21 protein-coding genes are annotated in these 25649 nt (G+C 63.6%); 9 read left to right on the forward strand and 12 right to left on the reverse strand.

Annotated features, from left to right (window positions below; all coding sequences use genetic code 11):
• Position 1: 1 nt before the first annotated feature.
• From FEZ63_RS15435 to ligD, 3 genes are read right to left on the reverse strand one after another with little or no spacing between them, the layout of a single operon-like run.
• The gene (locus tag FEZ63_RS15435; protein ID WP_150946036.1) at positions 2 to 1087 is read right to left on the reverse strand and encodes an ATP-dependent DNA ligase; all 1086 of its coding nucleotides are present in this window, start codon (positions 1085 to 1087) and stop codon (positions 2 to 4) included.
• A 6-nt stretch (positions 1088 to 1093) separates the two neighbouring features.
• Entirely contained in the window at positions 1094 to 1243 is a 150-nt protein-coding gene (locus FEZ63_RS24820; protein ID WP_153245857.1) for a hypothetical protein, read from the reverse strand.
• Between the two features lie 38 nt (positions 1244 to 1281).
• Positions 1282 to 3996, reverse strand: a complete 2715-nt coding sequence (gene ligD / locus FEZ63_RS15440) for a DNA ligase D (RefSeq protein ID WP_150946038.1) — start codon at positions 3994 to 3996, stop codon at positions 1282 to 1284.
• A 173-nt stretch (positions 3997 to 4169) separates the two neighbouring features.
• On the opposite strand from ligD, the gene ku (FEZ63_RS15445) reads away from it, so the two are divergent.
• On the forward strand, positions 4170 to 4988 hold the full coding sequence (gene ku, locus FEZ63_RS15445; protein WP_150946040.1) for a non-homologous end joining protein Ku: 819 nt from the start codon (positions 4170 to 4172) through the stop codon (positions 4986 to 4988).
• Between the two features lie 31 nt (positions 4989 to 5019).
• Here the strand turns inward: ku (FEZ63_RS15445) and ku (FEZ63_RS15450) are convergent, their stop codons facing one another.
• Positions 5020 to 5943 (reverse strand): non-homologous end joining protein Ku, encoded by a 924-nt coding sequence (gene ku, locus FEZ63_RS15450; RefSeq protein WP_150946041.1) that lies wholly within the window; start codon positions 5941 to 5943, stop codon positions 5020 to 5022.
• A 177-nt stretch (positions 5944 to 6120) separates the two neighbouring features.
• Between ku (FEZ63_RS15450) and FEZ63_RS15455 the strand changes: the two genes are divergently transcribed.
• From FEZ63_RS15455 to FEZ63_RS25955, 4 genes are all read left to right on the forward strand, one after another.
• Positions 6121 to 7188, forward strand: a complete 1068-nt coding sequence (locus FEZ63_RS15455) for an AI-2E family transporter (protein WP_150946043.1) — start codon at positions 6121 to 6123, stop codon at positions 7186 to 7188.
• Positions 7189 to 7250: 62 nt separating this feature from the next.
• Positions 7251 to 7718 carry a YbaK/EbsC family protein gene (locus FEZ63_RS15460; RefSeq protein ID WP_150946045.1) on the forward strand — a complete coding sequence of 156 codons (468 nt, stop codon included), beginning with the start codon at positions 7251 to 7253 and terminating at the stop codon, positions 7716 to 7718.
• Positions 7719 to 7802: 84 nt separating this feature from the next.
• Positions 7803 to 8045 carry a DUF3297 family protein gene (locus tag FEZ63_RS15465; protein WP_150946047.1) on the forward strand — a complete coding sequence of 81 codons (243 nt, stop codon included), beginning with the start codon at positions 7803 to 7805 and terminating at the stop codon, positions 8043 to 8045.
• Between the two features lie 213 nt (positions 8046 to 8258).
• Positions 8259 to 10550: a calcium-binding protein gene (locus FEZ63_RS25955; protein ID WP_150946049.1), complete on the forward strand. Its 2292-nt coding sequence runs from the start codon at positions 8259 to 8261 to the stop codon at positions 10548 to 10550.
• An 88-nt stretch (positions 10551 to 10638) separates the two neighbouring features.
• Here FEZ63_RS25955 and FEZ63_RS15475 read toward each other — a convergent pair whose 3' ends face one another.
• The 4 genes from FEZ63_RS15475 to FEZ63_RS15490 all read right to left on the reverse strand — a co-directional run bounded on the left by FEZ63_RS15475 (position 10639) and on the right by FEZ63_RS15490 (position 15342).
• Positions 10639 to 11718, reverse strand: coding sequence for a BMP family ABC transporter substrate-binding protein (locus FEZ63_RS15475; RefSeq protein ID WP_150946051.1), 1080 nt, complete (start codon positions 11716 to 11718; stop codon positions 10639 to 10641).
• A gap of 93 nt (positions 11719 to 11811) precedes the next feature.
• Positions 11812 to 12729, reverse strand: a complete 918-nt coding sequence (locus FEZ63_RS15480; protein WP_150946053.1) for an ABC transporter permease — start codon at positions 12727 to 12729, stop codon at positions 11812 to 11814.
• Positions 12726 to 13802, reverse strand: coding sequence for an ABC transporter permease (locus FEZ63_RS15485; protein WP_150946055.1), 1077 nt, complete (start codon positions 13800 to 13802; stop codon positions 12726 to 12728). The genes FEZ63_RS15480 and FEZ63_RS15485 overlap by 4 nt, the downstream gene beginning before the upstream one ends.
• Positions 13792 to 15342 carry an ABC transporter ATP-binding protein gene (locus FEZ63_RS15490; RefSeq protein WP_244622819.1) on the reverse strand — a complete coding sequence of 517 codons (1551 nt, stop codon included), beginning with the start codon at positions 15340 to 15342 and terminating at the stop codon, positions 13792 to 13794. Before FEZ63_RS15490 ends, FEZ63_RS15485 begins: the two co-directional genes overlap by 11 nt.
• Before the next feature lie 220 nt (positions 15343 to 15562).
• Between FEZ63_RS15490 and FEZ63_RS15495 the strand changes: the two genes are divergently transcribed.
• The gene (locus FEZ63_RS15495) at positions 15563 to 16765 is read left to right on the forward strand and encodes a UbiH/UbiF family hydroxylase (RefSeq protein WP_150946059.1); all 1203 of its coding nucleotides are present in this window, start codon (positions 15563 to 15565) and stop codon (positions 16763 to 16765) included.
• Positions 16766 to 16771: 6 nt separating this feature from the next.
• Here FEZ63_RS15495 and FEZ63_RS15500 read toward each other — a convergent pair whose 3' ends face one another.
• On the reverse strand, positions 16772 to 17740 hold the full coding sequence (locus FEZ63_RS15500) for an AEC family transporter (protein ID WP_150946061.1): 969 nt from the start codon (positions 17738 to 17740) through the stop codon (positions 16772 to 16774).
• Between the two features lie 202 nt (positions 17741 to 17942).
• Between FEZ63_RS15500 and hspQ the strand changes: the two genes are divergently transcribed.
• Positions 17943 to 18272, forward strand: coding sequence for a heat shock protein HspQ (gene hspQ / locus FEZ63_RS15505; RefSeq protein ID WP_150946063.1), 330 nt, complete (start codon positions 17943 to 17945; stop codon positions 18270 to 18272).
• A 77-nt stretch (positions 18273 to 18349) separates the two neighbouring features.
• Here the strand turns inward: hspQ and FEZ63_RS15510 are convergent, their stop codons facing one another.
• On the reverse strand, positions 18350 to 19192 hold the full coding sequence (locus FEZ63_RS15510) for an invasion associated locus B family protein (protein ID WP_150946066.1): 843 nt from the start codon (positions 19190 to 19192) through the stop codon (positions 18350 to 18352).
• Positions 19193 to 19339: 147 nt separating this feature from the next.
• On the opposite strand from FEZ63_RS15510, the gene FEZ63_RS15515 reads away from it, so the two are divergent.
• Positions 19340 to 21214 carry an extracellular solute-binding protein gene (locus FEZ63_RS15515; protein ID WP_150946067.1) on the forward strand — a complete coding sequence of 625 codons (1875 nt, stop codon included), beginning with the start codon at positions 19340 to 19342 and terminating at the stop codon, positions 21212 to 21214.
• A gap of 115 nt (positions 21215 to 21329) precedes the next feature.
• Positions 21330 to 21677 (forward strand): hypothetical protein, encoded by a 348-nt coding sequence (locus tag FEZ63_RS15520; RefSeq protein WP_150946069.1) that lies wholly within the window; start codon positions 21330 to 21332, stop codon positions 21675 to 21677.
• Here the strand turns inward: FEZ63_RS15520 and mfd are convergent.
• Both mfd and FEZ63_RS15530 read right to left on the reverse strand, forming a co-directional pair.
• Positions 21674 to 25195 carry a transcription-repair coupling factor gene (gene mfd / locus FEZ63_RS15525; RefSeq protein ID WP_150946071.1) on the reverse strand — a complete coding sequence of 1174 codons (3522 nt, stop codon included), beginning with the start codon at positions 25193 to 25195 and terminating at the stop codon, positions 21674 to 21676. The two genes, FEZ63_RS15520 and mfd, sit on opposite strands and share 4 nt — an antisense overlap.
• A gap of 49 nt (positions 25196 to 25244) precedes the next feature.
• On the reverse strand, positions 25245 to 25541 hold the full coding sequence (locus tag FEZ63_RS15530; protein ID WP_150946073.1) for an FAD assembly factor SdhE: 297 nt from the start codon (positions 25539 to 25541) through the stop codon (positions 25245 to 25247).
• Between the last annotated feature and the right edge of the window lie 108 nt (positions 25542 to 25649).

The raw sequence follows: 25649 nt of genomic DNA on the forward strand, positions 1-25649 counted from the left end.
CCTACACCCGCACATCCGCGATCGGCGCCTCGATCTGCGCGAAGGTGCATTGACGCGGTTCCTTGTCGGGACGCCAGCGCATCAGCTTGGTTCCGTGGCGGAAACGGTCGCCGGTGACGTGATCGTACCTCACTTCGACGACGAGCTCCGGTCGCAACGGCTCCCATTCGCCAGTGCGCTCGGTGCTCCAGCGGCTCGGTCCGCCGGGTGCCTTGCCGGTGAAACCCGGCGGCTCGCGCAACGCGTCCAGGCGTCGCGTCAGCGCGGGACGTTCCTCATCCGTGATGGTCGCGGTGAAGCCCACATGATTGAGATTGCCGCCCTTATCGTAGAGCCCGAGCAACAGCGATCCGACCTCCCTGCTGCGGCTCTCGTAGCGAAAGCCGCCGACGACGCAATCGGCCGTTCTCAGTCGCTTGACCTTGATCATCGTCCGCGCCCCGGGCGTGTAGGGAGCCATCAGGCGCTTGGCAACGACGCCGTCCGTTTCACCATGTCCCGCCGTGCCGAGCCACGTCTCGGCCTTGCTCCGGTCGCGCGTACAGGGCGAGAGGAGAAGCTTTTTCGGCACCGCCGCATCTTTCATGAAGGTCTCGAGGACCTGGCGACGCTTCTCCAGCGGCTGCTCGATCAGGCTCCGGCCATCCGGCGCGACGAGCATGTCGAACAGGATCAATCTCGCGGGCGTCTCCGCAGCGAGTTTCCGGATGCGGCTCTCCGCCGGGTGAAGCCGCATCTGCAATGCGTCGAATGCCAGCCGCCCATCGAGCTCGATTGCCAGTTCGCCATCGATGACGAAACGCGCAACGCCGATGTCGCGCAGCAGCGCCACCACCTCGGGGAAGTAGCGCCCTAAAGGCTTGCCTGATTTCGCCCTGAGCTCGACGACGTCGCCCGCCTTGAAGGCGAGGCAGCGGAAGCCGTCCCATTTGGGCTCGTATTGCCAGGAACCATCGGCCTCGGGCAGGACCTCGGCGATCTTTGCCTCCATCGGCACGGTATCGAGGGGAAGTGCAAATTTCTCGTTGGCGAGGGCCGGCCTTGTCCGATCATCCGTCTTCACGCTCTTTCGCCCACGAACCACCATGCGGCGCTATCCGAACCGCCGATGGTCATTGCTCACCCGTTTGACCAGTTCCCTCGCCTCCTCGGCGGTGATCCAGTGCTTGCGGGCGAAATATCCGCCGTCCTCGGTGGCACCGTTCGGACCAGCAGGATTTTTGTTCGCTCCCTTGTCGATCATCTCCCTCCTCCGATCCTGCCAGCGCGAACGGTCTTGCGTCATGCGGCCAGCCTCGTTTTCCCGAGCCGCTTGATGGCATCCTCAAGCGAGCGTTCACTATCGCAGTAATCCGCCCAGGCTTTGCTCCTGCCCAAAAGCCCCGGCACGGTGCGGATCGTGTATCGCGTCGGATCGAGATCGGTCTTCACCTGCGCCCAGGTAAGCGGCATTGACACGGTCGCGCCGGGACGCGCGCGGGCCGACAGGGGCGCGACTGCGGTCGCCATGCGGTCGTTGCGCAGGTAGTCCAGGAAGATCCGGCCTGCGCGAAGTTTCTTGGACATGTTGACGAGGTAACGGTCCGGGTCATCGCGCGCCATCCGCACGCAAACCTCGCGGGCGAAGCTTTTTGCTTCCGGCCAGCTCAACTTTCGTTTCTTTGCAGCGGCGAGCGGCGTCACCACATGCAGACCCTTGCCGCCGGTGGTCTTGCAGAAGCTGACCAGACCGAGGGCATCCAGTCGGTCGCGCATCTCTTTTGCGGCCTCGACAACCATCGGAAACGCCACATCCGGTCCGGGATCGAGATCGAACACTAGCCGGCCCGGCACTTCAGGCTGCTTCGGCTGGCAATTCCATGGATGCAATTCGAGCGCGGCCACCTGCGCGACGGCTGCGAGGCCTTCCACACGGTCGATTTGGAGATAGGGTTTGCGGTCGCCGAAAACCGTGACGAGTTCGAGCAGATTAGACGTGCCCGGCATGGCATGGCGCTGGAAGAATTGCTCGCCGCCAAGCCCATCCGGGGCGCGGATGATCGAACACGGACGGCCTTCGATGTGCGGAATAAGCCACGGCCCGACCGCCTCGTAGTAACGGGCGAGATCGAGTTTGGTGATCGGGGTGCCGTCGCCACCGTCGGGCCAGAGCGGTTTGTCCGGGTTCGACAACACCACGCCCATGACGACCGGCTTTGCGTTCTTGCCACCCGACCGGGCGGTTGTCTTCGCCGGGGCTGTCTCGGATTTCGTCGGGGGTGCCTTCTTTGCCCGGCCTGCAGGCTTTGGAACCGGGATCGCGGTGTCTTCCGGCGGCGCCGGCCTCTCGGCCTCGACCTCCGCGGCGGGCTTGTCCTCGCGCAGGCCCTTGAACGCGGCCTGACGAACCATTCCGGCCCCAGTCCAGCCTCCGAACTCGATCTCGGCGACGAGTTCGGGCCGCGTCCAATGCACATTGGCTTCCTTGCGCGGCGCGCCTAATCCGGTGAACGGGGATTTGTCGACCTCGGCTGCCTTCAGACGCGGCACCAACTGCCGCACCTTCCCTTCGCTATAGCCGGTACCGACGCGGCCGAGATAGACGAAGTGATCGCCCCGGTGCACGCCTGCCAGCAGCGAGCGGAACTTGCCGCTGGTGGTCGTCCAGCCGCCGATTACCACCTCGTGTCCCACCCTGCATTTGGCCTTGGTCCAGCTCTTCGTTCTGCCCGACCGGTAGGGTGCGTCGAGACGCTTGGAGACGATGCCTTCGAGCGAGAGCCGGCAAGCCGATCTCAGAACCGCATCGCCGCCGGTCTCGAAATGTTCGACGAAGCGGATCAGTGTGTCGTCGCCGATCCCACGTTCCTCCAACAAGGAGTGGAGCCGCGCCTTGCGCTTCGTCAGCGGCTGCGAGCGCAGGTCGTTGGCGCCGTCGAAGAGCAGATCGAACGCGTAGAAGACGAGATCGTCGGTTTCCTGCTCCGACAGGGCCGCTTGCAATGCCGCGAAATCAGGAGCGCCGTTGTGGTCCAAAGCCACGATCTCGCCGTCGATGATCCCATCGGGCAAGGATTCCGCTTCGCTGGCGATCGCCTTGAACTTCGCCGTCCAATCGAGCCCCTTGCGGGTTTTTAGCGAGACCTCCCCATCGTGGACGCGCAGCTGGACGCGATAGCCGTCAAACTTGATCTCGTGTCCCCAGCCAGTGCCGGGCGGTGGTCGCTCGACCGGCTCGCAGAGCTGCGGCGGGATGAAATCAGGAAGGGAGGTGGAGGACGGCCGTTTCTTCGAAGACTTCTTCGCCGCCGCGCCAGCCTTTTCCTGCTGGCGCTCGTCCGCCGCACTGCCCTTACGGCTGTCCCACACCGCGTCGGGTTCGGCCACGCCGTTGCGCGCCAGCATGAATGGTTTTGGACCTCGTCCCTTCCCCTCAGTGATCGCCGCCATCGTGCGGCCGGACGCGACCGACTTGTCCTGCTTCAGGATCGCATCGCCATCGCCCTCCCGGCTGAAGGCGTCGCGGTGCTTGATGAGAAGCCAGTTGGTGCGCTTTCCGCCCGTGCGGTCATGCTTCATCCGCACCAGCACCCAACTGCCATGCAGGCGTTCCCCATCAAGGCTGAATTTCAAATCACCCTTCGCGAGCGCCTCCTCAGGGGCGAGATCGCCTTCCGGCTCCCAATAGCCGCGATCCCAAAGCAGGACCGTGCCGCCGCCATACTGGCCCTTCGGGATCGTTCCTTCGAAGTCGCCATAATCCAGCGGATGATCCTCGACCTCGACCGCAAGCCGCTTGTCCTGCGGATCGAGCGATGGGCCGCGGGTGACCGCCCACGATTTGAAAACGCCGTCGAGTTCAAGGCGAAGATCGTAATGGAGACGCGTGGCCGCGTGCTTTTGAATGACGAACCGGCGGCGCCCGGAAGCACCGAATTTCGCCTCGCCGCTAGGCTCGCCGGTCTTGGTAAAATCTCGCTTGGCGCGGTACTTCGAGAGTTTGTTGTCTTGCGCCACGATGCATCACCCAGCTCGTTTTTCGTCACGCCCCGCAGGAGTGACGAGCGGTAACGCTCAAGGTCGACCTTTGGTTCTGCGGCGGTATTGGCAACGCCTGATGCGGCATCACCGGAACGATGCCTCGCGCCCGCGGTTATATGGCTGTCGCGCAGCCAAGCTCAGGTTACACCATGGCGCCGAAATCGTTCTGGAAAGGCTATCTGAAGCTGTCCTTCGTGACCTGTGCGGTTGCGATGACCCCGGCCGTCTCGGACAGCGAGAAGGTTCGCTTTCACACCCTCAACCGGGCGACGGGAAACCGGATTGAAAGCCGGTATGTCGACGCCGAAACCGGCGACGTCGTCGAGAGAGACGAGGAAGTCAAAGGCTATCAAACCGGCGATGACGAATACGTCATCCTTGAGGACGACGAACTCGATGCGGTCAAGCTGGAGAGCACGCGGACGATCGAGATCGACATGTTCGTGCCCCGGGATTCCATCGAGTGGATCTGGTACGACAGGCCCCACTACCTGACGCCGGCGGACGCGGTGGCCGAGGAGGCCTATTCGGTCGTCCGTGAGGCGATGAAAGCGACCAACATGGTGGGCATTTCCCGCGTGGTGCTCTATCGCCGCGAGCGCGCCGTGATGCTCGAGCCGCGCGACAAGGGAATCGTCCTCTGGACATTGCGCTATGGCGACGAGGTGCGGGACGAGGATCAATATTTCGGCGACATCAAGGGCGATAAGGTGGAACCGAAGCTAAAAGCGCTGGTGACCAAGTTGATCGAGGAACGCTCGCAACCATGGGACCCGACCATGCTGCGCGATCCGGTGCAGGACACGCTCAAGGACATCATCGCATCCAAGAAAAAGCGCGGCGGCAAGCCCCTTCAGCGCAAGAAGGCGGAGCCGGAGCGCCCGAGCAACGTCGTCAACATCATGGACGCGCTCAAGAAGAGCATTGCGGCAGAGAGCGGAAAAAAGACGCCTCGCAAAGGGAAATGACAGGCGGCGCTCGCAGGGCTTAGAACGCGGGTCAGCTCGCCTTTCGACGCTGGGTGGCGGATGCGGCCCCGCGCTTGGCCGCTGCCTTCTTGGCCGCCGTGGCAGATTTGCCTTTCGCCGATGCCGGTTTCCGGCCGCCACGCGCCGTGGTCTTGCTCCCCGCCTTTTGGCCGGATTTCGCCTCGACGCCCGCGCTCTTTCTCAATGCATCGAGAAGGTTGACGACATTCCCGGCGGCCGGAGCTTTCCGTGGCGCGAACGGCTTTCCTTCCATCTTCGCCTTCACCAGATCCGAGAGGGCACTTTCATACCGGTCCTCGAACTTGCTCGGGTCGAAGGTGCCGCGTTTGGTGGTGATGATGTGATTTGCCAGATCGAGCATTTCGCCTTCGATCTTCCGATCCGGAATTTCCTCGAACGCGTCTTGGGACGACCTGATTTCGTAATCGAAATTCAATGTCGTGGCGATCAACCCATCGCCGTGGACGCGGACGAGGAGCGTCCGCACGCGGCGAAAGAGGACCGCGCGCGCCAGCGCCGCGACCTGCTTGGCCCGCATACCCTCGCGGATGAGCGCGAATGCCTCCTGTGCGGCCGGGCTGCTGGGCGTGAGATAATAGGGACGGTCGAAGTAGATGTCGTCGATCTCGCGGCAATCGACAAACGCCTCGACGTCGAGCGTCTTGTCGCTTTCGGGGATGGCGGCGGCGACTTCTTCGGGCTCCAGCACCACATACTCGCCCTTGGCGATCTCATAGCCCTTCACCTGCTGGTCGGCAGGCACCGCGTCCCCGGTTTCAGGATCGACGAATTGCCGCTTCACCCGGTGGCCGGACTCGCGATTCAGGGTGTGGAACGCAATGCGATCGGAGCTGGAGGCGGCCGTGTAGAGCGCGACCGGGCATGACAATTCCCCGACCTTCAGAAATCCCTTCCAATTCGCCCTGGGCGCCATGCCGCGGTTTCCGGTTGCGGGGACTCAACTCGGCGGTCGACCGCGCGTTCCGTCCAGTCCCCGCTATCGTGAGTGAAAGCTCAGGCGGACCCGGTTTCCTTCTAGAGAGTTCCATCTATCGGGGATCGGCTATCCTGTGGCGGTCTTTCCCCTGAACGACGTTTGGAGCGATGATCGATGTCTCGTCTACTGCCCCCGATCCGCTACAACATCTCATCGGCGATTTTGTTGGTCGGCATCGTTTTCGGCCTTTATCTCTGCTATCGGCTCACCATCCCCTTCCTTTCACCCCTCGTCTGGTCCTTCACCCTCGCGATCCTGTTTCGGCCACTTTGCGTGAGGCTGCGCGGCGCCTGGGGGTCTCAGGCGGCATCCGCGTCGGCGACGGTGGTGACGGTTGCCATCGTCGTCGTCCTCCCGGTCATCTTCGTCTTCGGCGCGATGCTCGCCGAAGCCGTGCGAGGAGCGGGACTCCTCAGCTCGGCGGTTGAATCCGGGAGGTGGCGCAACGTGATCGAAACCCATCCCTGGCTCGCGCCGGCCATCACGTGGCTCGATCAGCGGATCAACCTTCCCGATCTCGTGGGCACGACGACCACCTGGCTCACGACCTGGAGCGCGTCGCTCCTTCGCGGGTCGTTCGCGGGTTTCGTCAATCTCCTGCTGACGTTCTATTTCCTGTTCTACTTTCTGCGGGACGGACAATCCGCGAGGACGATCCTGCAGCACCTGCTGCCATTCACCCCGCCCGAGTTTGCAAAGCTCAGCGAGCGAGTCGAGAACACGGTTTGGGCAACCGTCTACGGCACGCTGATCGTCGCAGCGCTCCAGGGCACCCTCGGCGGGCTGGTGTTCTGGTGGCTGGGAATTCCCGCGCCGCTCACCTGGGGCGTCGTCATGGGGCTTCTGGCCGTCGTGCCTTTCCTCGGAGCCTTCGTCGTCTGGGCGCCGGTTGCCGTCTATCTCGCGCTAGCAGGCCAATGGGGAAGCGCCATCCTGCTGACGCTCTGGGGGACGGCTGTCATCGGGCTCATCGATAACGTGCTTTATCCGGTTCTCGTCGGCAGCCGGCTGATGATGCATACAGTCCCCGCCTTCATCGCGGTTGTTGGCGGCGTAATCCTGTTCGGGCCCCATGGCTTGGTCCTCGGGCCGCTGGTGATTACCGTATCGATCGTCATGCTTCACATCTGGCGCGAGCGGGCCGACGTGGTGCGCCGTGAGAGGCGGCCGGCCGACACGTGACACGTGGAGCGCCGGGGCGCTACAAAGGCGACAGATGCTCCCATGCTGATGGAATCCGGAACATGAGTCTTGAATCCGTGCGCGCGTTCTTTGCCGATCACGCACCAGACGTGAAGGTGATCGAGCTTCCGACAAGTACGGCCACGGTCGGCCTCGCCGCAGCAGCGCATGGCGTCACGCCGGGGCAAATCGCCAAGACGCTGTCGATGCGCATCGGCGAAAAGATCATCCTGGTGGTGACGCGCGGCGATGCGCGGTTGGAAAACCGCAAGATCAAGGCGGCATTCGGCGGCAAGGCCAGAATGCTGGCATCCGATGAGGTCGAGGTCCTGACCGGTCATCCCGTCGGCGGCGTCTGCCCGTTCGGGCTGGCAACGCCCCTGCCCGTTTACTGCGATGTAAGCCTGAAGGCTTTCGAGGAGGTCATTCCGGCAGCCGGTGCGACCCATAGCGCAGTGCGCATCCCTCCGGCGCGCCTGGTGGAACTGGCCGATGCGGCATGGGTGGATGTCTGTCAGGATGTGGGATAGGAGGCAGCCGACGCTCACCCGCTTTGCATCCGTGCGGGAAATAGCTATCTCTGGGCCCCGTCCACCTTCTGGAACACCGATCTGATGACCGACACCCCTCCCGACCGCCTCTCCGGCAACCCGAACAGCCCCTTTTACGACGAGAAGCTGCTCGAGCGCGGCGTGGGCGTGCGCTTCAAGGGCGTCGAAAAGACCAACGTTGACGAATATTGCGTCAGCGAGGGCTGGGTCCGCCTCACCGCCGGGACGGCCAAGGATCGAGCCGGAAACCTGATGACCATCAAGCTGAAGGGCCCGGTCGAGCCGTATTTCAAGGACGCCAAGTAGCGGTCGGATTGCCGTAGCCATCCCGGCGCCGCTGCTCCTCTATTCAATGCGAGAGAAACGCTATAATATGGCGCTGCACGCTCCTGATTTCGGGCCCAACCGGCACGGGACGGGACGATTGCCCTCTCCTGCCGGTAGAGCGTCCCGATGCCCGAGATTCAAAGTTCCGACGAATCTTCCTTCTCCCCGTTGGCCGCAAGCAGCCGGCCTTCATTGATCAATCTGAACGGAGATCGACTCACTGTCTCGCCCGGCGCCCCGGCCGGCCTCCTCGACGTCGGGTCCAATGCGACCATCGTCGGGACCGGACCCTGGGACTCGCTCCAGCTCACGCTCTCGGTCTTCGATGCTTTCGATCTCCTCGGGATCCGCGAAATCGCCGGCAGCGTGCGATTGTCCAATGGAATCGCCATCGGCAGTAAGGTGTTGATCAACGAGGTGGAGATCGCGGAGATCGACATCCCCGATGCGGGCGTTCTTTTCTTCACCTTCAATGGGAACGCCTCGACCTCCGCGGTGGAAACCCTTATCCGCGCGCTGACCTACCAGAACATATCCCCGCAAGCCGATCTTGTGCTCGAACGGAGCATTGGGCTCGACCTCGCGGATCTCGGCGGCGGCCGTGTGACCGCTGCATTTCTGACGGCTGCCGTCGCGCCGCAAGTGACGATGGCCGGCCCGTTCGTCCTCACGGCGGGCGACGACATTTTCACGGGCGATGCCAGCGCGGAGATCTTCCAGGCGACCCAAACCAGCCTCAATCCCGGCGACCAACTCGACGGCGCCGGCGGGAACGACACCCTCGAACTGTACGGCGGCGGCAACTTCGATCTCTCGATGCTCGCAAAGTTCGAGAGCATCGAGACCATCCTCGGCTCCCCGTTCTACGACAATATCACCATCGACAGCGCGCAACTTGCCAGCGTGACGGTCATAGATTCCAACGGCGGCGCTTTTGGTGACCAAGTCAGTTTGGTCGGCGGCGATCTCGATCTCAGTACCATCGCGATCGCCAACTTTACCAGTATCGTCCTCGCCACCCCGGACGCGACGATCACTCTCAGTGATCTTGATACCGCAAAACTTATCAAGGGACGCGATGCCGGAAACAACACCCTGACACTCAACCTGGCTCAGGGCACCCTGTCGGATTCGGACAGGGACGTGATCCACGGCAATGGGATCGAGACCATCGTCAGTAACGGCGTCACGACCACGCATTGGGGGCCGAAACTCGCCGCCATCGAGGCCGACATCGTAACAGCCGTCGAGGGTACGGCCGTCTTTATCGACGCGCTGGGAGATGCGACGCTGACGGGCGAAAACGGAGAGTTTTTGCTTCTCAGGCTTCTGATCAGCGGCGCAACGCTCGACCCGAATGATGTGCTTGGCATCGACGAGTCAGGCCCGGTTTCACTCGATGCAGGTCTCACGGTCAACAGCGTCGTGAGCGTTGACGTCTATCGAACGTCGATACCCATCGGGACCATTGCGTTTCTCGATAATCACGGTTTTACCATCAGTCTCAATGCGCAAGCGGATGACACCACACTCCCGAGTCTGATCCACGCCCTGACCTATACCCGCAAACTCGGCTCCACGAGCGGCGCGCTGACCGTCAGCCTTTCCATCAAGGATCAACTGGGTCTCGACAGCGTGGCGCACGTCAATGTCGATCCGCCCGGCACCACGCCCCCTCCTGCCGGAAATGCGGCTCCGACGGGCCTGTCCCTCTCCGGCTCGATCATCGACGAACTGGCGCTGAACGGCGCTGTGGTCGGCTCCTTCTCACAGCAGGATCCGAACGCAGGCGATACCTTCACCTACACGCTGCTCGACAGCTCCGGCGGACGGTTCGCGATCGTCAATGGCAAGCTCGCGGTGGCGGACGGAATCCGGCTCGATTTCGAGCAGGCGGCGAGCCATCAAGTGGCGGTGCGCGTGACGGATCAGGGTGGTAAATCGCTCGACCGTAGCTTCACCATCAACCTCGGCGACGTTGCGAGCGAAATCAGCCTCGGCACGGCGCGCGATGACGTCCTCGTCGGAGGCGGCGGGAATGATCGGTTCTCGGGTGGTGCGGGCGTCGACGTGCTGACCGGTGGCGCGGGAGCCGACAGGCTCTCGGGCGGCCTTGGGCGCGATGTTCTCACGGGCGGGGGCGGCGGGGACATCTTCGTGTTCGATTCCGCGGTCGCCCGAAAGAAGAACAGCAATATCGACAAGATCGCGGAATTCTCGGTGCGGGACGACAGCATCTGTCTGGAGAACGCGATCTTTAAGGCCTTGGGCAAGAAGGGCAGCGCTGCAAAGCCAGCAAAACTCGGCAACGATGCGTTCTGGAAGGGCACAAAGGCCCACGACGCCTCCGACCGGATCATCTACAACGACAGGAAGGGCGTGCTCTATTACGATGAGGACGGCAACGGCACGAAGGTGGCGATCCAGATCGCGACGCTGTCGAAGAAGCTCAAGATGACGGCGAAAGACTTCTTCATCGTCTGAGCCGGATCCGACGTCAGGCAAGAAAACGCACAACAAAAAAGGCAGCCATTTCACCGGCTGCCTTTTTGTTGCGCGATCGGACGAAGCCCTATTGCGGCAGCTTGTCGTCGATGCCCTTGACGTAGAAGTTCATCCCGAGGACCTGCTCGTCCGACAACGCGCCGGTGCCCTTGCATTCCACCTCGCTGCCATCCTGCTTGATGACGGGGCACTTGAAGGGGTTGAGCTTGCCGGATTTGATCGCAGCCTCGGTTTCCTCGGCCATCTTCTTCACATCGTCGGGCATGTTTTTGAACGGCGACATCACCACCATGCCGCTATCGAAGCCGCCCCAGAGATCCTGCGACTTCCAGGTCCCGTCGAGCACGGCCTTGGTGCGCTCGACATAGTAATCCGCCCAGTTGTCGACGATGGCGGTGAGCTGGGCCTTCGGCGCGAACCGTTCCATGTCGGAGGCCTGGCCAAAGCCGTATTTGCCGCGCGCCTCGGCGGCTTGCAGCGGTGCCGGGCTGTCGGTGTGCTGGGCGACGACATCGACACCCTGATCGAGCAACGCCTTGGCGGCGTCGGCTTCCTTTGCCGGATCGTACCAGGAATTGGCCCACACCACCTTCAGCTTGATGTTGGGGTTCACCGATTGCGCGCCGAGGAAATAGGAGTTGATGCCGGATACGACTTCCGGAATCGGGAAGGCGCCCACATATCCGATGGTGCCGGACTTGGTCATCTTGCCGGCGATCTGGCCGATCACGTAGCGGCCTTCGTGGAACTTCGCCGCGTAAGTGGCAAGGTTCGGTGCGCGCTTGAAGCCGGTCGCATGCTCGAACTTGATGTTCGGGTACTTCTTGGCGACTTTCAGGGTCGGCTCCATGAAGCCGAACGAGGTGGTGAAGATCAGGCCGTGGCCGGTGCGGGCGAGTTGCTCGATGGAACGCTCCGAATCGGCCTCGGGCACGCTCTCCACATAGGTCGTTTCGACCTTGTCGCCGAAGGCCTTCTCAATCGCCTTGCGGCCGACGTCATGCTGGTAGCTCCAGCCATGGTCGCCCACCGGGCCCACATAGATGAAGCCGACTTTCAGCTTCTGCTGCTGGGCGGCCGCGCCCCCTGCCGAGAGCGCCAGAGCCGCAGCGCCGATCAGAGCGCCAATGATGGTCCGTGAAGACATGCTAGCTTCCCTAGGATTTGACAATGCGGATATTCCTCGCAGGTCGCGGCTCTTGTCGCAACATTCGCGATGATGACATTAACACCGCTTTGCCTATCGGTCAGGCACGAAAGGAACCCCCAGCGACCCGGGCGTGCCGATGGCCCGGCCATGGCGCAGGGACAGGAGCAGAAGCGCCAGGATCGTCGCCAGATAAGGGACGGCCGAGAGCAACTGCGAAGGCACCCCGAACTGCGCCGCCTGCGCATGCAGTTGCAGCACTGTCGCCGCCCCGAAAATGTAGGCGCCGATCAGCACCCATCTCGGCCGCCAAGCGGCAAAAACCACCAGCGCGAGGGCAATCCAGCCCCGTCCCGCCGTCATTCCCGGTGACCAGAAGCGCGTGTAGACGAGGGACAGATAGGCGCCCGCAAGACCCGCGCACGCCCCGCCGAACAGGATGGCAAGAAAGCGTGTTCTCAAAACCGGCAGGCCCAACGCGTGAGCCGATGCGTGGTTCTCGCCGATCGACCGGAGGACAAGGCCGGCGCGCGCCCGGCCGAGATAGAGACCGACCGCGACCGTGAGCGCAATGGAGCCGTAAACGAAAAGATCCTGCCCAAAGAACAGTCGGCCGATGAAGGGGATATCCACAAGGCCGGGAATGTTCAATGGTGCCACCGGATCGCGGCGCGCGCCGACGAAAGGCGCGCCGATAAGCCCCGACAGGCCGAGCCCGAAGATGGTCACGGCGAGGCCGGAGCCGACCTGGTTGGCGGCAAAACCCAGCACCACCACGGCAAAGAGCGCCGCCATGAATCCGCCCGCGAGGATACCGGCGCCGACCCCCATCAGGGTCGAGTCGAAGGTCACGGCGGCGGCAAAGCTGCAGGAAGCCCCCATCGCCATCATGCCCTCGAGCCCGAGATTGAGCACGCCGGACCGCTCCGCCACCAATTCGCCGAGCGAGGCGATGAGCAGGGGCGTCGATGCCGTGACGATGGTGAGCAGGATCGCCTCGAACGTGGTCATTTGGCCCCTCCCCGGACGACGAACCGGATTCGGTTGCTCACCAGCGCGTCCGCCGAGAGCACGCACAGAAGAAGAATACCCTGGAAGGCCTGGGTCAGATCGAGCGGCAGCTTCAGCATGATCTGCGCGCTCTCGCCGCCGATGAAAGTAAGCGAGACGACGAGTGCGGCGACCAGAATCCCGATCGGATTGAGCCTTCCAAGGAACGCCACGGTGATGGCCGTAAACCCGTATCCCGGCGAGATCGAGGGCTGGAGCTGGCCGATCTGTCCGGTGACTTCCGACATGCCCGCAAGGCCCGCAAGGCCGCCCGAAATGCCAAAGACCGCAAGCGTGGTGGTCTTGGAGTTGAAGCCGGCAAACCGCGCGGCGCGCGGCGCGTCGCCGCTGAGGCGCAGCCGGTAGCCGAACAGGGTGCGCCCGAGGATCACCGCGGTCACGAGCACCGCGATCAGCGCGAACACGAAACCGTAATGCACCCGCCCAGCCTCAAAGATCGGCGGCAGGGTCGCGGCGGGATCGAAGGTGACCGATTGCGGAAAGTTGAAGCCCTTGGGATCGCGCCATGGGCCGCGCACCAGATAATCGAGGATCAACTGGGCGATATAGACCAGCATCAGGCTCGTGAGGATTTCGTTGACGCCAAACCGCGTTTTCAGGAACGCGGGGATCAGCCCGTAGAGCGCGCCGCCAATGATGCCGGCGAGCAAGATTGCTGGAAGCACCCAGAGCCCCGCATCGGTGCCGTGGGTCCTGAGCGCGATCCAGCTCCCGAGAACGGCGCCGACGACGTATTGACCCTCAGCGCCGATATTCCAGAGATTGGCTCGAAAGCAATAGGACAGGCCGATGGCGATCAGCGCGAGCGGCGTGGCCTTGACGAGAATTTCCTGGAGCGCCCAAGGGTCGCTCAAGGGCTGCGTGACATAGACCTGGAATGCAGCCAGCGGCGAGCGTCCCATCAGCCAGATGACGAGCCCGGCGATCAGAAAGGCGGTGATGAAGGCAAGAACCGGCGCCAGTGCACGCCAGAGAGCCGAAATCGAGGCGCGAGGCGTCAGCTCAAAGCGCATGGACGGCCTCGCCGGAGTTTTCCGCGACTCCGAGCATTTCCAGCCCGACCGATTCCTTTGTCCATTCCGAGACGGGCTTCATCGGGCTTAAACGTCCCTGGTGGATCACGGCCATGCGATCGGCGATTTCAAAAAGCTCATCGAGATCCTGGCTGATGACGATGACGGCGCTGCCGGCGGTGGCGAGATCGACGAGCGCCTGGCGGATGAGCCGCGCCGCACCCGCATCCACGCCCCAGGTGGGCTGGTCGACAACGAGCACCGCCGGGTTCCGGATCATCTCCCGGCCGATGACGAATTTCTGCAGATTGCCGCCCGATAATTTGCGCGCCTGCGGGTCCGCTTCGGGCATCCGCACGTCGAAGCTCTGCACGATGGCGCGGGCGAGCCGCCGCGCGGCGCGCAGGAGAATGAAGCCCGATCGGCTGACCTCGGCGGCGGCATGAGAAATCAGCGTATTCTCGCTCAGGCGATGGGTGGGAGCAGCGGCATGACCCAGCCGTTCCTCGGGCACGAATGCAGCACCCAGGCGACGGCGCGCATCGATCCCGGCAGCACCGCAAGGATGGCCGGCAATGATGATGGCGTCGTTTCGATCAGTCGGCCGCTCGCCGGAAAGCGCCGCGAAAAGCTCGCTTTGTCCATTGCCCGCAATGCCCGCAATGCCCACCACTTCACCCGCATGCGCCGCGAGATCGATGCTCGACAGCGCCACGCCATGCAGCGAGCCGGTCGGGAGCGAGAGGCTGTCGACTGTCAGCATCTCGCCCTTTGGAACGTGCGGAGCGGTGCTGCGCACCCCGCCAACCTCATTGCCCACCATCAGGGCGGCGATTTCTCGCGCACTATGTGCGCGCGGGTCGATGGAGGCGACGTTCTTGCCGGCCCGGAGGATCGTGGCGGTCTGGCAGAGCCGGCGCACCTCCTCGAGTTTGTGCGAAATGTAGAGGATCGATACGCCTTCGGCCGAGAGCTTGTCGAGGGTGAGGAAGAGATGTTCCGCCTCCTGCGGGGTCAGCACGGAAGTCGGTTCGTCGAGGATCAGCAGGCGCGGACCCTGCAGAAGACAGCGGACGATTTCGATGCGCTGGCGTTCCCCAGCGGAAAGAGTCCAGACCGCGCGATCGGCCTCGAGGGCGAGGCCGTAGCTGTGCGAGATGTCCCCCAGCCTCGCGCGAACGGCGTCGAGCGTCCAATCATCCGACAGGGCGACCGCGATATTCTCCGCGACCGTCAACTCGTCGAAGAGCGAGAAGTGCTGAAACACCATCCCGATCCCGAGGGCCCGCGCTTCGACCGGCGACGCGATCGTCACAGGTCGGCCTTCCCATTGAATTTCCCCGGCGCTCGGCTCGACGACGCCGTATAGGATTTTCACGAGGGTCGATTTGCCTGCCCCGTTTTCCCCAAGGAGGGCGTGAATTTCCCCCGGTCGGATGGCAAGATCGACGGCGTCATTTGCCAAAAGTTCGCCGTAACGCTTGCTGATTCCCCGCAATTCGACGAGGGGCCGTGCCGATGATGAAAGCTCTTCCTTCACGCACTGAAGCTCTGACTGAAATAGGTTGAAGACGGTTGTGGCAAGAAGACGTTGAAGGCCTGAGTGAAGGTGATGCATCAACCCCTTGGGGCATCGACATCGTTTGGTGGAGCGATCATAGGGAGGTGAGTATCGTATCGGCAATGCCGAATGCATCGAATATGGTGAGTAAGCAAGCAATCGATGGCTGATTGTCGGGCTTGCACAATCAGGGGACAGCATGGCGGATCGGGACTTTGACATCGTGATCGTCGGCGCGGGTGCAGCCGGCCTCAGTGCCGCGTTGGCGTTTTCCCGCGACGGCTACCGCACGGCACTTGTCGGAAGCCTCGATTCCCGCCGCGACGGACGCACGGTTGCGCTGCTCAATGGCTCGGTGCGCCTTTTCGAGGCGCTCGGAATCTGGCCCGCGATCGCAGAACGCGCCGCTCCCCTCGAAACCATGCGGATCGTGGACGATACCGGCAGCCTGTTCCGGCCGCCCCCGGCGACGTTCCACGCAAGCGAGATCGGCCTCGACGCCTTCGGCTGGAATATCGAGAACGCCGATCTGGTCGACCTCCTGGCCGATGCCGCGCGCCGCCAGGAAGGCCTCACGCTCGACGAGGGCCAAGCCGGTGGCATCGAGGTCACGGGCGGGCACGCGGTTATAAGGCTCGAAGGGCGCGAGGCGATTCGGGCGAAGCTCTGCGTCGCGGCCGATGGGCGGAATTCGCAGCTTCGGAAAAGTGTCGGGATCAAAGCGCGGAGCTGGTCCTATCCGCAATCCGCCGTGACGGCGATTCTCGCCCATGACCGACCGCACCGCGAAACCTCGACGGAATTTCACACCCGGCACGGCCCTTTCACACTGGTGCCCCTGCCCGGCAGGCGGTCGAGCCTCGTGTGGGTGACGAACCCTGAAGAAGCGAAGACGCTCGCCGGGCTGGCCGATGCAGCCCTGGCAGCGAAGATCGAGCGACAGGCGCAATCCATTTTAGGCACGATGACGATCGACGGCGCGCGCGGCACTTTCCCGATGACCGGCATGTCGGTCGGGCGGTTCACCGCACCCCGCCTGGCGCTCGTCGGGGAGGCCGCCCACGTCTTTCCACCCATCGGCGCACAAGGATTGAACCTCGGATTGCGGGATGTGGCAGCACTACGGGATGCGGTGATCGATGCCGGGGATGCTGGCGAGGATCCTGGTTCGCCGGACGCCCTCGCCCGCTATCAGCGTGGCCGCGATATCGATGTCCGCCTGCGCACAGTGGCGGTCGACAGTCTCAACCGGACTCTGCTCACCGGTCTGCTGCCGGCGGATTTTCTGCGCGGGGCCGGGCTCCTGGGCCTCAGCCATATCGGCCCGCTGCGGCGGGCGGTCATGCGCGAAGGCGTTCTTCCCCGCATCGGCACCCCGCGGCTGATGCAAGGCGCGGCTTGAAGAGCATCAGGGGAACAGATCGTACGGCAGGACGCCGATCTGGATGACGAAAAGCAGCCCGGCCAGCGTCACCATCGACGCCAACGTCCCGATCAGCACGCAGGCGGAAGCGCGCTCGACCCCGACATTGTATTGCGTCGCGACCACGAAGATGTTCAAGGCCGGCGGCAATGCCGCCATGGTGATGGCCGCATAGGTCCAGACCGGTCCAAAATCACCGATCGCCGAGAGCACCAGCCAGATCAGCACCGGGTGGACGATCAGCTTGATGACCACCAGAGCCGGCACTCCCTCCGGGATGCGCCACAGCGGGCGCATCGCCACCGTCACGCCGAGGATGAACAAGGCGCAGGGAGCGGCGGCGCCGGAGAGCCACGTCACCATCTGGTCGGCGGCCTGCGGCAGGCTCAGATGGAAGTAGCTCGCCGAGATGCCGAGCATGGTGGCGACGTTGAACGGATGGGTCAGGATGCGCCAGAGGATTTTCCGCGCGGTCGCAGCCAGGCTCAGCTTCTCGACGCCCGCCACGGACATCAGGAGCGGCACGAGCGAGAACAAGAGCAGGTTGTCGAACACGAAAATGAGCACGACCGGCGCGCTGGCGCCGGCACCGAGGGCGCCCAGAACGAGCGGCGGACCCATATAGCCGACATTGGAATAGGAGCCCGCCACGCCCTGCATCACGGATTGAGGAAGGTCGGGCGTGTGCCGAAAGCCCGTGCCGAAAGCGAGGAGAAACGCCAGGAATGTTGAGACGGTCGTCGCGGCGATGAAGGGCCAGTTTGCCAATTGGTCGAGGGGTTTGTCCGCAATCAGGCGGAAGAACAGGCACGGCAGCGCGATATAGATCAGGAAAAACTGCATCCAGGCGAGACCGGCCTCGGGCTGGCGCACGACCCTGCCGCAAAAGAAACCGAGCCCGATCAGTCCGAAAAAGGGCGCAAGAAGGTTGAAAAGCCCGATCAGTTCGGACATCGGGCGGCTCCGCGCGTCAGAATCACTGCGCTCCTTCTGGCCAAATTCCAGCCGGGTCACAATGCCGCCTCGCGCGTAGGCGCCAGACCGAATTCGCAGGCCTTCCGATTTCGTTAAGGGACCGGCGATAAAAATAGAAACCGTACGCCGGTTTGTGTTCGCCAGGCTGATACCCATATGCCGGCCGAGGAGTTCAGGACCAATGAAGGCTAGTTCAGCGAGATTCGCGATCGGCCAAGTGGTGAAGCATCGGCTGTTTGCATTCCGGGGACTGATTTTCGATGTCGACCCGGAATTCGACAATACTGAGGAATGGTGGCTCTCCATCCCGGAGAACATCAGGCCCGCGAAGGAACAGCCGTTCTATCACCTCTTCGCCGAAAACGCCGACACCGAATATGTTGCTTACGTGTCGGAGCAAAACCTGCTGCCCGACACCTCGGGCGAGCCGCTCCGCAACGGCCTGATCGGCGAGATGTTCGACCGGGACGAGAACGGCGCCTACAGGACGAAGCCCAGCTTCGCCAACTGACGCGACCATAAGCATCGAAACAAAAACGCCGGGCGATGAAGCCCGGCGTTTTTTCGTTTGTTGGCTGTAGCTCGGGTTTACGGCTTCGGAGCCGGTGTGGCCGGGGCGGCCGGCGCAGCGGGGGCGGCCGGTGCGGCTGCACCCGGTGTCGCGGAGCCCGATCCGAGCTGCTTGCGGAGCTCTTCGCTGCGCTTCTCCAACTCTTCCTGCAACTTCTTCTGCTGCTCTTCGAGGACCTTGGGGTCGATCGCCGGGCCGTCGAAGGCCTTGGCGAAGCCTGCGACCGGAACCGCGAAGGTCACTTCGCGACCCGCCTGGTTCTGCACGCTGACATTCAGGCTGGCACCCTTCTTGAGGGCCGCGATGAAGTCATCCTTCACCTGCGACTCGGCGAAGCAGCCATTCGGGAAGCAGACGGCGTAACGGCCGGGGGTCGGCTGGCCCTGATCGACGGTGAACCGGATGCCGGGCTGCAGAAGCAGGCCGAGCGGCATCAGGAAGCGTACGATTTTTTGAGCCTGCTGGCCGCCCTTTACGTCGTAGAGGGCGACGGCGAGAACCGGCTGGCCCTGATCCGACACGAAATCGCGGGTCGTGTAGCAGATCTCGGCGTTGGTGCCCTGGTCCTTGCCGCAGACCTTGGTCCATTCCGGCTGCGAGGGCTCAGGCTTGACCTGCACGACCATGGGGCCGGTGCTCTGGGCCTGTTGGCCGGCAGGAGCCTGCGCGGGGGCAGCAGGAGCAGCAGGAGCAGCAGGAGCCGCGGGAGCAGGAGCGGCGGGTCTGGCCGGTGCGGGAGCTGCCGGGCGCTGCGCAGGGGCGGTCTGCGCCAGAACCGGCGAGGCCGCCAGCGTGAAGGCCAGAGCCGTGGCCAGGCCTCGGGTGCCCCCCAGGCTCGCGAGACGGGTCGCGAATGACATGTCGTAGATCCTCTTCATTAGGCTTTTGCTTTGGGCCGTATGACTCGGCGCGGTTTGTAACCTTCGAGAACGGTGAATCTTTGCGGATTAAGGCGAAGACATGACGTGTTGCGCTCCTTTAACCTTTCGCCAGTTAGGTTTCCAGTCATGACGGGCACTTTTCTTTACAGTATCCATGGGGGATTCCAGCGATCCGGCCAAGCCGTAGCCGCGGCTTGCAATCTGCCGGTTTTGCTGAAGAATCTGGTTGTGGCGAGCATTGCGATCGCCGCCATCGGTACGGCCCTGGCTGCCGAGCCGGCGCGTCATGGCATCGCCATGCATGGGGAACCCGCCCTCACCTCCGGCTCCGAGTCCCTTCCCTATGTGAACCCCGACGCACCCCGGGGCGGCCGAATCGTTCTCGCCCTCCACGGCACGTTCGACAGCCTCAATCCGCTTATCGTACTCGGCGTGGCCCCCGACGTGGTGCCGCGCTACGTTCTGCAAAGCCTGATGATCCGCTCGCTCGACGAGCCTTTCTCCGTCTACGGTCTCATCGCGCGCACCGTGGACATGCCGGAGGACCGCAGCGAGATCATCTTCAATCTCGACCCCCGCGCCCGGTTTTCGGACGGCCATCCCCTGACCGCCGCCGATGTCCGCTTTACGTTCGAGGCGCTGAAACAAGACGGCAAGCCGTTCCACCGGTCCACCTTTGCGCAGGTGAAGGCGGTCGAGATCCTCGGTCCCCATCGGATTCGCTTCGACCTCTCCGGCAGCGGCGATCGGGAATTGCCGCTGATCATCGCCACCATGCCGATCTTCGCCGCCCATGCGACCGATCCCGCCACGTTCGGCAATACCAGCCTGACCGCGCCCATCGGCTCCGGCCCTTACGTGCTCAGCGAGGTCAGGCCCGGGGAGCGCGTGGTGCTGACCCGCCGAGCGGATTACTGGGGCGAGGACCTCCCGATCACGCGGGGTCTCTATAATTTCCAAGAGATCCGATACGATTTCTATCGCGATGCCAACAGCTTGTTCGAAGCTTTTAAGGCCGGTCTTTATGACTTCCGGCTTGAAGGCGATGCCAGCCGCTGGGCGACCGGCTACGATTTTCCGGCGGTGCGCGAGGGTCGTGTCGTGCGGGAGACACTGCCGATCCGCTCGCCGAAAGGCATGAGCGGTTTCGTGTTCAACACGCGCCGCGCGCCGTTCGAGGACGTTCGGGTCCGCGAGGCGCTGGGCTATCTGTTCGATTTTGGCTGGGTCAACCGCAACCTCTATTCCGGGCTTTTGACCCGCTCCGACAGCTATTTCGCGGGCTCGGATCTCTCATCCGCCGGTCGCCCTCCGACGCCGCAGGAGCGCGCATTGCTGGCGCCTTTTGCTGCGTCGCTGAATGCCGCCATTCTGGAGGGGAAATGGTCGCCCCCCGCCTCCGACGGCTCTGGCCGGGATCGCGGCTCGGCGCGGAAGGCGCTTGCCCTCTTGGCTGAGGCCGGCTGGGCGCTCGACGGAAACGTTCTCCGCAATCGGCAAACCGGGCAGCCCTTTGCTTTCGAGATGCTGGTCAATTCCCGCCAGCAGGAGCGGCTTGCTCTCAACTTTGCTGAATCGCTCAGACGAATCGGCATCCGGGCCAGGGTTCGCCTCGTGGATGACGTTCAGTACTGGCGCCGGTTGTCGCAGTTCGACTTCGACATGGTCCAATCGTCCTGGTCGGCCTCCCCGTCGCCGGGTAACGAGCAGCGCAATCGGTGGTCGGCAGCGGCCGCCGGCCGCCCGGGCTCGCTCAATTATGCGGGCGCCGCCTCCCCTGCGATCGACGGCATGATCGAAGCGCTCCTCAACGCTAAAGAGCGCGAGGATTTCGTCGCCGCGGTTCGGGCCCTCGACCGCGCCCTGCTGTCGGGTTTCTACGTGGTGCCACTTTTTTACGTGGGGGATCAATGGCTTGCCCATGACAGCAAGCTCCTGCGGCCGGACAATATACCACTTCTCGGTACCACCATTGACCCGTGGTGGCGCGCCCGGAGCTAGCTCCGTCGCCATTCATGTTGGGGTACCATTCATTTCCGGGGTGAAACAAAGAGCGTGGCTGTGCGTTGGTGGAATTCAATCACCCCATCCGTATGTTGCACCGCAGGAAGAAGTCATGACCGAATTGCCGAAAGTGCTGGTGATCGATAGCGGCCGGAGAGCTTCGGACAGCGCGCTCTCCACCGAGCTTGCCGAGATGGGTTTTGCGAGCGTGACCACCCCGTTCGAGGCGATCGACGACGTTCTGGCCATGATGCCGAGCCCGGTGGCGATCGTCCTGCAAATGTCCCGCCCCGGCGATGCCGGAGAACGCAGCCGCTTTCTGGCGCTCGCCGCGCGTCTTCGCAGCATCATGGGAGCAAACGGCATTCCGGTGATCCTCACCGGCGGCGTCAGCGGCGCCGCGACGATGCTGCAAAACCACCTCGGCGCCCGCGCGGTCCTGCATGAACCGTCGCTTTAGGCTGCCTTTTTCTCCGCGATCTGCACCAGTTCACGCAGGATGAATTTTGCTGTCCTGAGCCGCTCGTCCGGCGTTTCGACTTCGCGGATGAAGACGATCTTCATATCGGGCCGCACCTTCGCAAACGACGCCTGCTCCGTCACGTAGGAGACGAGGCCGGTTGGGTTGGCGAACGAATTGTCGCGGAACGACACGATGATGCCCTTCGGACCCCCATCCACCTTTTCGATATTGGCCCGACGGCACAGAACCTTGATGGCCATGATCTTCAACAATTGATCGACTTCGGACGGCAACGGCCCGAACCGGTCGATCAATTCCGCGCCGAAGCTGTCGATCTCGCCGTCGGTCTCCAGCGTCGATAGGCGACGGTAAAGGCCGAGGCGGGTCTGGAGATCCGGCACGTAATGTTCGGGGATCATCACCGGAGCGCCAACCGAGATCGTCGGCGACCACTGGTCTTCCGTCGGCTCATCGACCCCGGCCTTGAGCTGGGCGACGGCCTCCTCCAGCATCTGCTGGTAGAGCTCGTATCCGACCTCCTTGATGTGGCCGGATTGCTCGTCGCCGAGCAGGTTGCCGGCGCCGCGAATGTCGAGATCGTGCGAGGCGAGCTGAAAGCCGGCGCCGAGCGTATCCAGGGTCTGCAGCACCTTCAAGCGGCGTTCCGCCTGCACGGTCAGCGGCTTCGTTGCCGAGACCGAGAACACCGCATAGGCGCGCGTTTTCGAGCGGCCGACACGACCGCGCAACTGGTAGAGCTGCGACAGGCCGAACATGTCGGCCCGGTGGACGATCAGCGTGTTGGCGGTCGGAATATCGAGGCCGGATTCGACGATCGTGGTCGAGAGCAGGATGTCGTATTTGCCCTCATAGAAGGCCGTCATCACATCCTCGAGCTGGCCTGCCGCCATCTGCCCGTGCGCAACCGCCACCTTGGCCTCCGGCACTTCCCTGTCGAGGAAGGACTTCACCTCCCCGAGATCGTCGAGGCGCGGCACCACGTAGAACGCCTGCCCGCCCCTGTAGCGCTCGCGCAGAAGCGCTTCGCGGACGAGCAGAGGATCGAAGGGGGTGATAAAGGTGCGCACCGCCAGCCGGTCCACCGGCGGCGTGGTAATGAGGGACAATTCGCGCACGCCGGTCAGCGCCAGTTGCAGCGTGCGCGGTATCGGCGTCGCCGACAGCGTCAGCACGTGAACCTCAGCGCGCAATTCTTTCAGCCGCTCCTTGTGGCTGACGCCGAAATGCTGCTCCTCGTCGACGACGATCAGGCCCAGGTCCTTGAAGGCGATCGCCTTGGCAAGCAGCGCGTGGGTGCCGACCACGATATCGATCCTGCCCTCCCTCAGCCCTTCCTTCACCTTCTTCATCTCGGCGGCGGGCACGAAGCGGGAAGCCTGCGCGATATTGAGCGGCAATCCGCGAAAGCGCTCGGTGAACGTCTTGAAATGTTGGCGCGACAGCAGCGTCGTCGGCACGACCACTGCCACCTGCTTGCCGTTCATCGCCGAGACGAAAGCAGCCCGGAGCGCGACCTCCGTCTTGCCAAAACCCACATCGCCGCAGACCAGACGGTCCATCGGGCGGCCGGAGCCCATATCGTCCAGCACCGCATCGATGGCGTTGAGCTGATCTTCCGTCTCGTCATAGGGAAAACGCGCGGCGAATTCGTCGTAGAGGCCGTCCGGCGGCGTGAGGCGCGGCGCCTCCTTCAGGATGCGCGCGGCTGCGATCTTCATGAGGGCGCCTGCCATCTCGCGGATGCGCTGCTTCATGCGCGCTTTGCGCGACTGCCACGCGCCGCCCCCGAGCTTGTCGAGGTGAACCTCGGTTTCCTCGGAGCCGTAGCGGGTCAGGAGTTCGATGTTTTCGACGGGCAGGAACAGGCGGTCGCCGCCGGCGTAGTGAAGCTCGAGGCAGTCATGCGGGGCGCCCGCCGCCTCGATAGTCTGCAGGCCCTCGAAGCGACCGATGCCATGGTCCACGTGGACGACGAGGTCGCCCGGGGTGAGTGCCGCGACCTCGGTGAGGAAATCCTGCGGGCGCTTGGCCTTGCGCTTCTGCCGCACAAGGCGGTCGCCCAGGATGTCCTGTTCGCTGATAACCGCGAGATCGCCGACCTCGAAGCCGGATTCGAGGCTCCAGACGCCGACCGGCACCTCGTTGCGCGGATAAGCCATCGCCTGGTCGAATTTCGAGATCGGCTTGGTCTGGCGCAGATCATGGTCCTGCAGCACGTGGGTCAGGCGCTCGCGCGAGCCTTCCGACCATGCGCCGAGAACCACGCGCATCTTTTTCGCCTGCAGGTCGCGGATATGACGGATCGCGGCCTCGAAGACATTCGCGCTCTCATCGGCCCGTTCGGCGATGAAGTTGCGGCCGCGCCGGGCTTCGCAATCGATGATGATCCGGCCGCTCTGCTCCGGCACCGCGAACGGCGTCAGCCGTGCGAGCGTCAGGTCGCTCGTGCGCTTCGCCCATTCGTCGGGCGACAGGTAGAGCGCGTCGGCGGGGAGCGGACGGTACGGCGCAACGCCGGGTTGGTTCTGACCCATGGCCTCGCGCCGCGCGTCGTAATAATCCTTGACCTGCGCCAGTCGCTCACCCGCCGCATCGTCGACCATGCTGTCGAAGACCACCGGAATGTCCGGCACGTAGTCGAGCAGCGTATCCAGGCGGTCGTGGAACAGCGGCAGCCAATGCTCGTGGCCGGGATAGCGTCGTCCTTCGCTGATCGCCTCATAGAGCCGGTCGTCCCGCGTCGGCGCGCCGAACGCCGCCACATAGGTTTGGCGAAAGCGCTTGATGCTGTCCGTAGTGAGCTGCACCTCGCTCATGGGGACGAGATCGAGGGAGCGCAGGGTGCCGACGGTCCGCTGCGTCTCGGGATCGAACGAGCGGATCGATTCGAGCGCGTCGCCAAAAAAGTCGAGGCGGACGGGATTCGGCAAGCCGGCCGGATAGAGATCGATGATGCCGCCGCGCGCCGCATATTCGCCGGTATCGCGCACAGTTCCGGTACGAACAAAGCCGTTCGTCTCGAGCCATTTCACCAAAAGCGTGGTGTCGACCACATTGCCGGGCGCCGCAGAGAACGTCTCGGCGGCAATCCGCGAGCGGGGCGGCACCCGCTGGACGAGCGCATTCACGGTGGTCGACAGGATTCGGGGCTTGTCCTCAGAGGTCTTCGAGCGGGCAAGACGGGAAAGCGTCGTCATGCGCTGGGCCGTCACGGCGGTGTTCGGCGACACGCGGTCGTAGGGCTGGCAATCCCAGGCGGGGAATTGCAGCACCTCGACTTCCGGCGCGACGAAGCCAAGGCCGTTGATGAAATTCTGCTGCCGCTGGCCGTCGCGCGACACGTGAACCAGAACGGCCGGCCCCTCGATCTTGCCCGACAGACCTCGCGCGAGATCCGCCACCGCGAGCACATCGAACCCGTCCGGTACGCTCGACAGCGTCAGGCTCTGGCCCTTCTTGAGGGCATCCAAGGCACGGATCAGGGGAGACTTCATGACAATCGGTCGGATCTATTCTGTTCTAGGGAGGGGGCGCGCGTCGCCGTCAGGCGTGAATGGGCGACGTATGCGTGTGAAAGGCTTTCATGCGGCGAAAGAGCGGCGTGTCGTAATCGTTCGGCGTCTCCGCCTCGCCGGTGATCCAGGCGAAAAGGTCCCGGTCGACGGCATCGATCAGGCGCTCGAATTCCGCAAGATCGGCCTCCGTCAGGGAGCCGATCTCCGCATCGGCGAACCGCCCCATGATCAGGTCCATCTCGCGCATGCCACGGTGCCAGGCGCGATAGAGGATCTGCTTGCGGCGGACGTCGAGGTCGGCGCTGGTGCGGGTCGTTCCGCTCATGACAGGGCTCCGGGGAAGAGGGCGTCGCCTTGAGGCGGCATTGCGGCTATATAACCGCCCACGCTCATCTTGCCACCCGTTTGCGAACCGATCGCTCAAGTGCAGACC

The sequence above is a fragment of the Microvirga brassicacearum genome (genome assembly GCF_008757455.1).
GTDB classification, from domain to species: Bacteria; Pseudomonadota; Alphaproteobacteria; order Rhizobiales; family Beijerinckiaceae; genus Microvirga; species Microvirga brassicacearum.

Coding starts and splice junctions, on each gene's coding strand:
- ku (WP_150946040.1), top strand. CDS start 4,170: ATGGCGCCGAAATCGTTCTGGAAAGGCTATCTGAAGCTGTCCTTCGTG.
- FEZ63_RS15520 (WP_150946069.1), top strand. CDS start 21,330: ATGACCGAATTGCCGAAAGTGCTGGTGATCGATAGCGGCCGGAGAGCT.
- FEZ63_RS15455 (WP_150946043.1), top strand. CDS start 6,121: ATGTCTCGTCTACTGCCCCCGATCCGCTACAACATCTCATCGGCGATT.
- FEZ63_RS15460 (WP_150946045.1), top strand. CDS start 7,251: ATGAGTCTTGAATCCGTGCGCGCGTTCTTTGCCGATCACGCACCAGAC.
- FEZ63_RS15515 (WP_150946067.1), top strand. CDS start 19,340: ATGACGGGCACTTTTCTTTACAGTATCCATGGGGGATTCCAGCGATCC.
- ku (WP_150946041.1), bottom strand. CDS start 5,943: ATGGCGCCCAGGGCGAATTGGAAGGGATTTCTGAAGGTCGGGGAATTG.
- hspQ (WP_150946063.1), top strand. CDS start 17,943: ATGAAGGCTAGTTCAGCGAGATTCGCGATCGGCCAAGTGGTGAAGCAT.
- FEZ63_RS15495 (WP_150946059.1), top strand. CDS start 15,563: ATGGCGGATCGGGACTTTGACATCGTGATCGTCGGCGCGGGTGCAGCC.
- FEZ63_RS15465 (WP_150946047.1), top strand. CDS start 7,803: ATGACCGACACCCCTCCCGACCGCCTCTCCGGCAACCCGAACAGCCCC.
- FEZ63_RS15500 (WP_150946061.1), bottom strand. CDS start 17,740: ATGTCCGAACTGATCGGGCTTTTCAACCTTCTTGCGCCCTTTTTCGGA.
- FEZ63_RS15485 (WP_150946055.1), bottom strand. CDS start 13,802: ATGCGCTTTGAGCTGACGCCTCGCGCCTCGATTTCGGCTCTCTGGCGT.
- FEZ63_RS15475 (WP_150946051.1), bottom strand. CDS start 11,718: ATGTCTTCACGGACCATCATTGGCGCTCTGATCGGCGCTGCGGCTCTG.
- mfd (WP_150946071.1), bottom strand. CDS start 25,195: ATGAAGTCTCCCCTGATCCGTGCCTTGGATGCCCTCAAGAAGGGCCAG.
- FEZ63_RS24820 (WP_153245857.1), bottom strand. CDS start 1,243: ATGATCGACAAGGGAGCGAACAAAAATCCTGCTGGTCCGAACGGTGCC.
- FEZ63_RS15510 (WP_150946066.1), bottom strand. CDS start 19,192: ATGTCATTCGCGACCCGTCTCGCGAGCCTGGGGGGCACCCGAGGCCTG.
- FEZ63_RS15480 (WP_150946053.1), bottom strand. CDS start 12,729: ATGACCACGTTCGAGGCGATCCTGCTCACCATCGTCACGGCATCGACG.
- FEZ63_RS15435 (WP_150946036.1), bottom strand. CDS start 1,087: ATGGTGGTTCGTGGGCGAAAGAGCGTGAAGACGGATGATCGGACAAGG.
- FEZ63_RS15530 (WP_150946073.1), bottom strand. CDS start 25,541: ATGAGCGGAACGACCCGCACCAGCGCCGACCTCGACGTCCGCCGCAAG.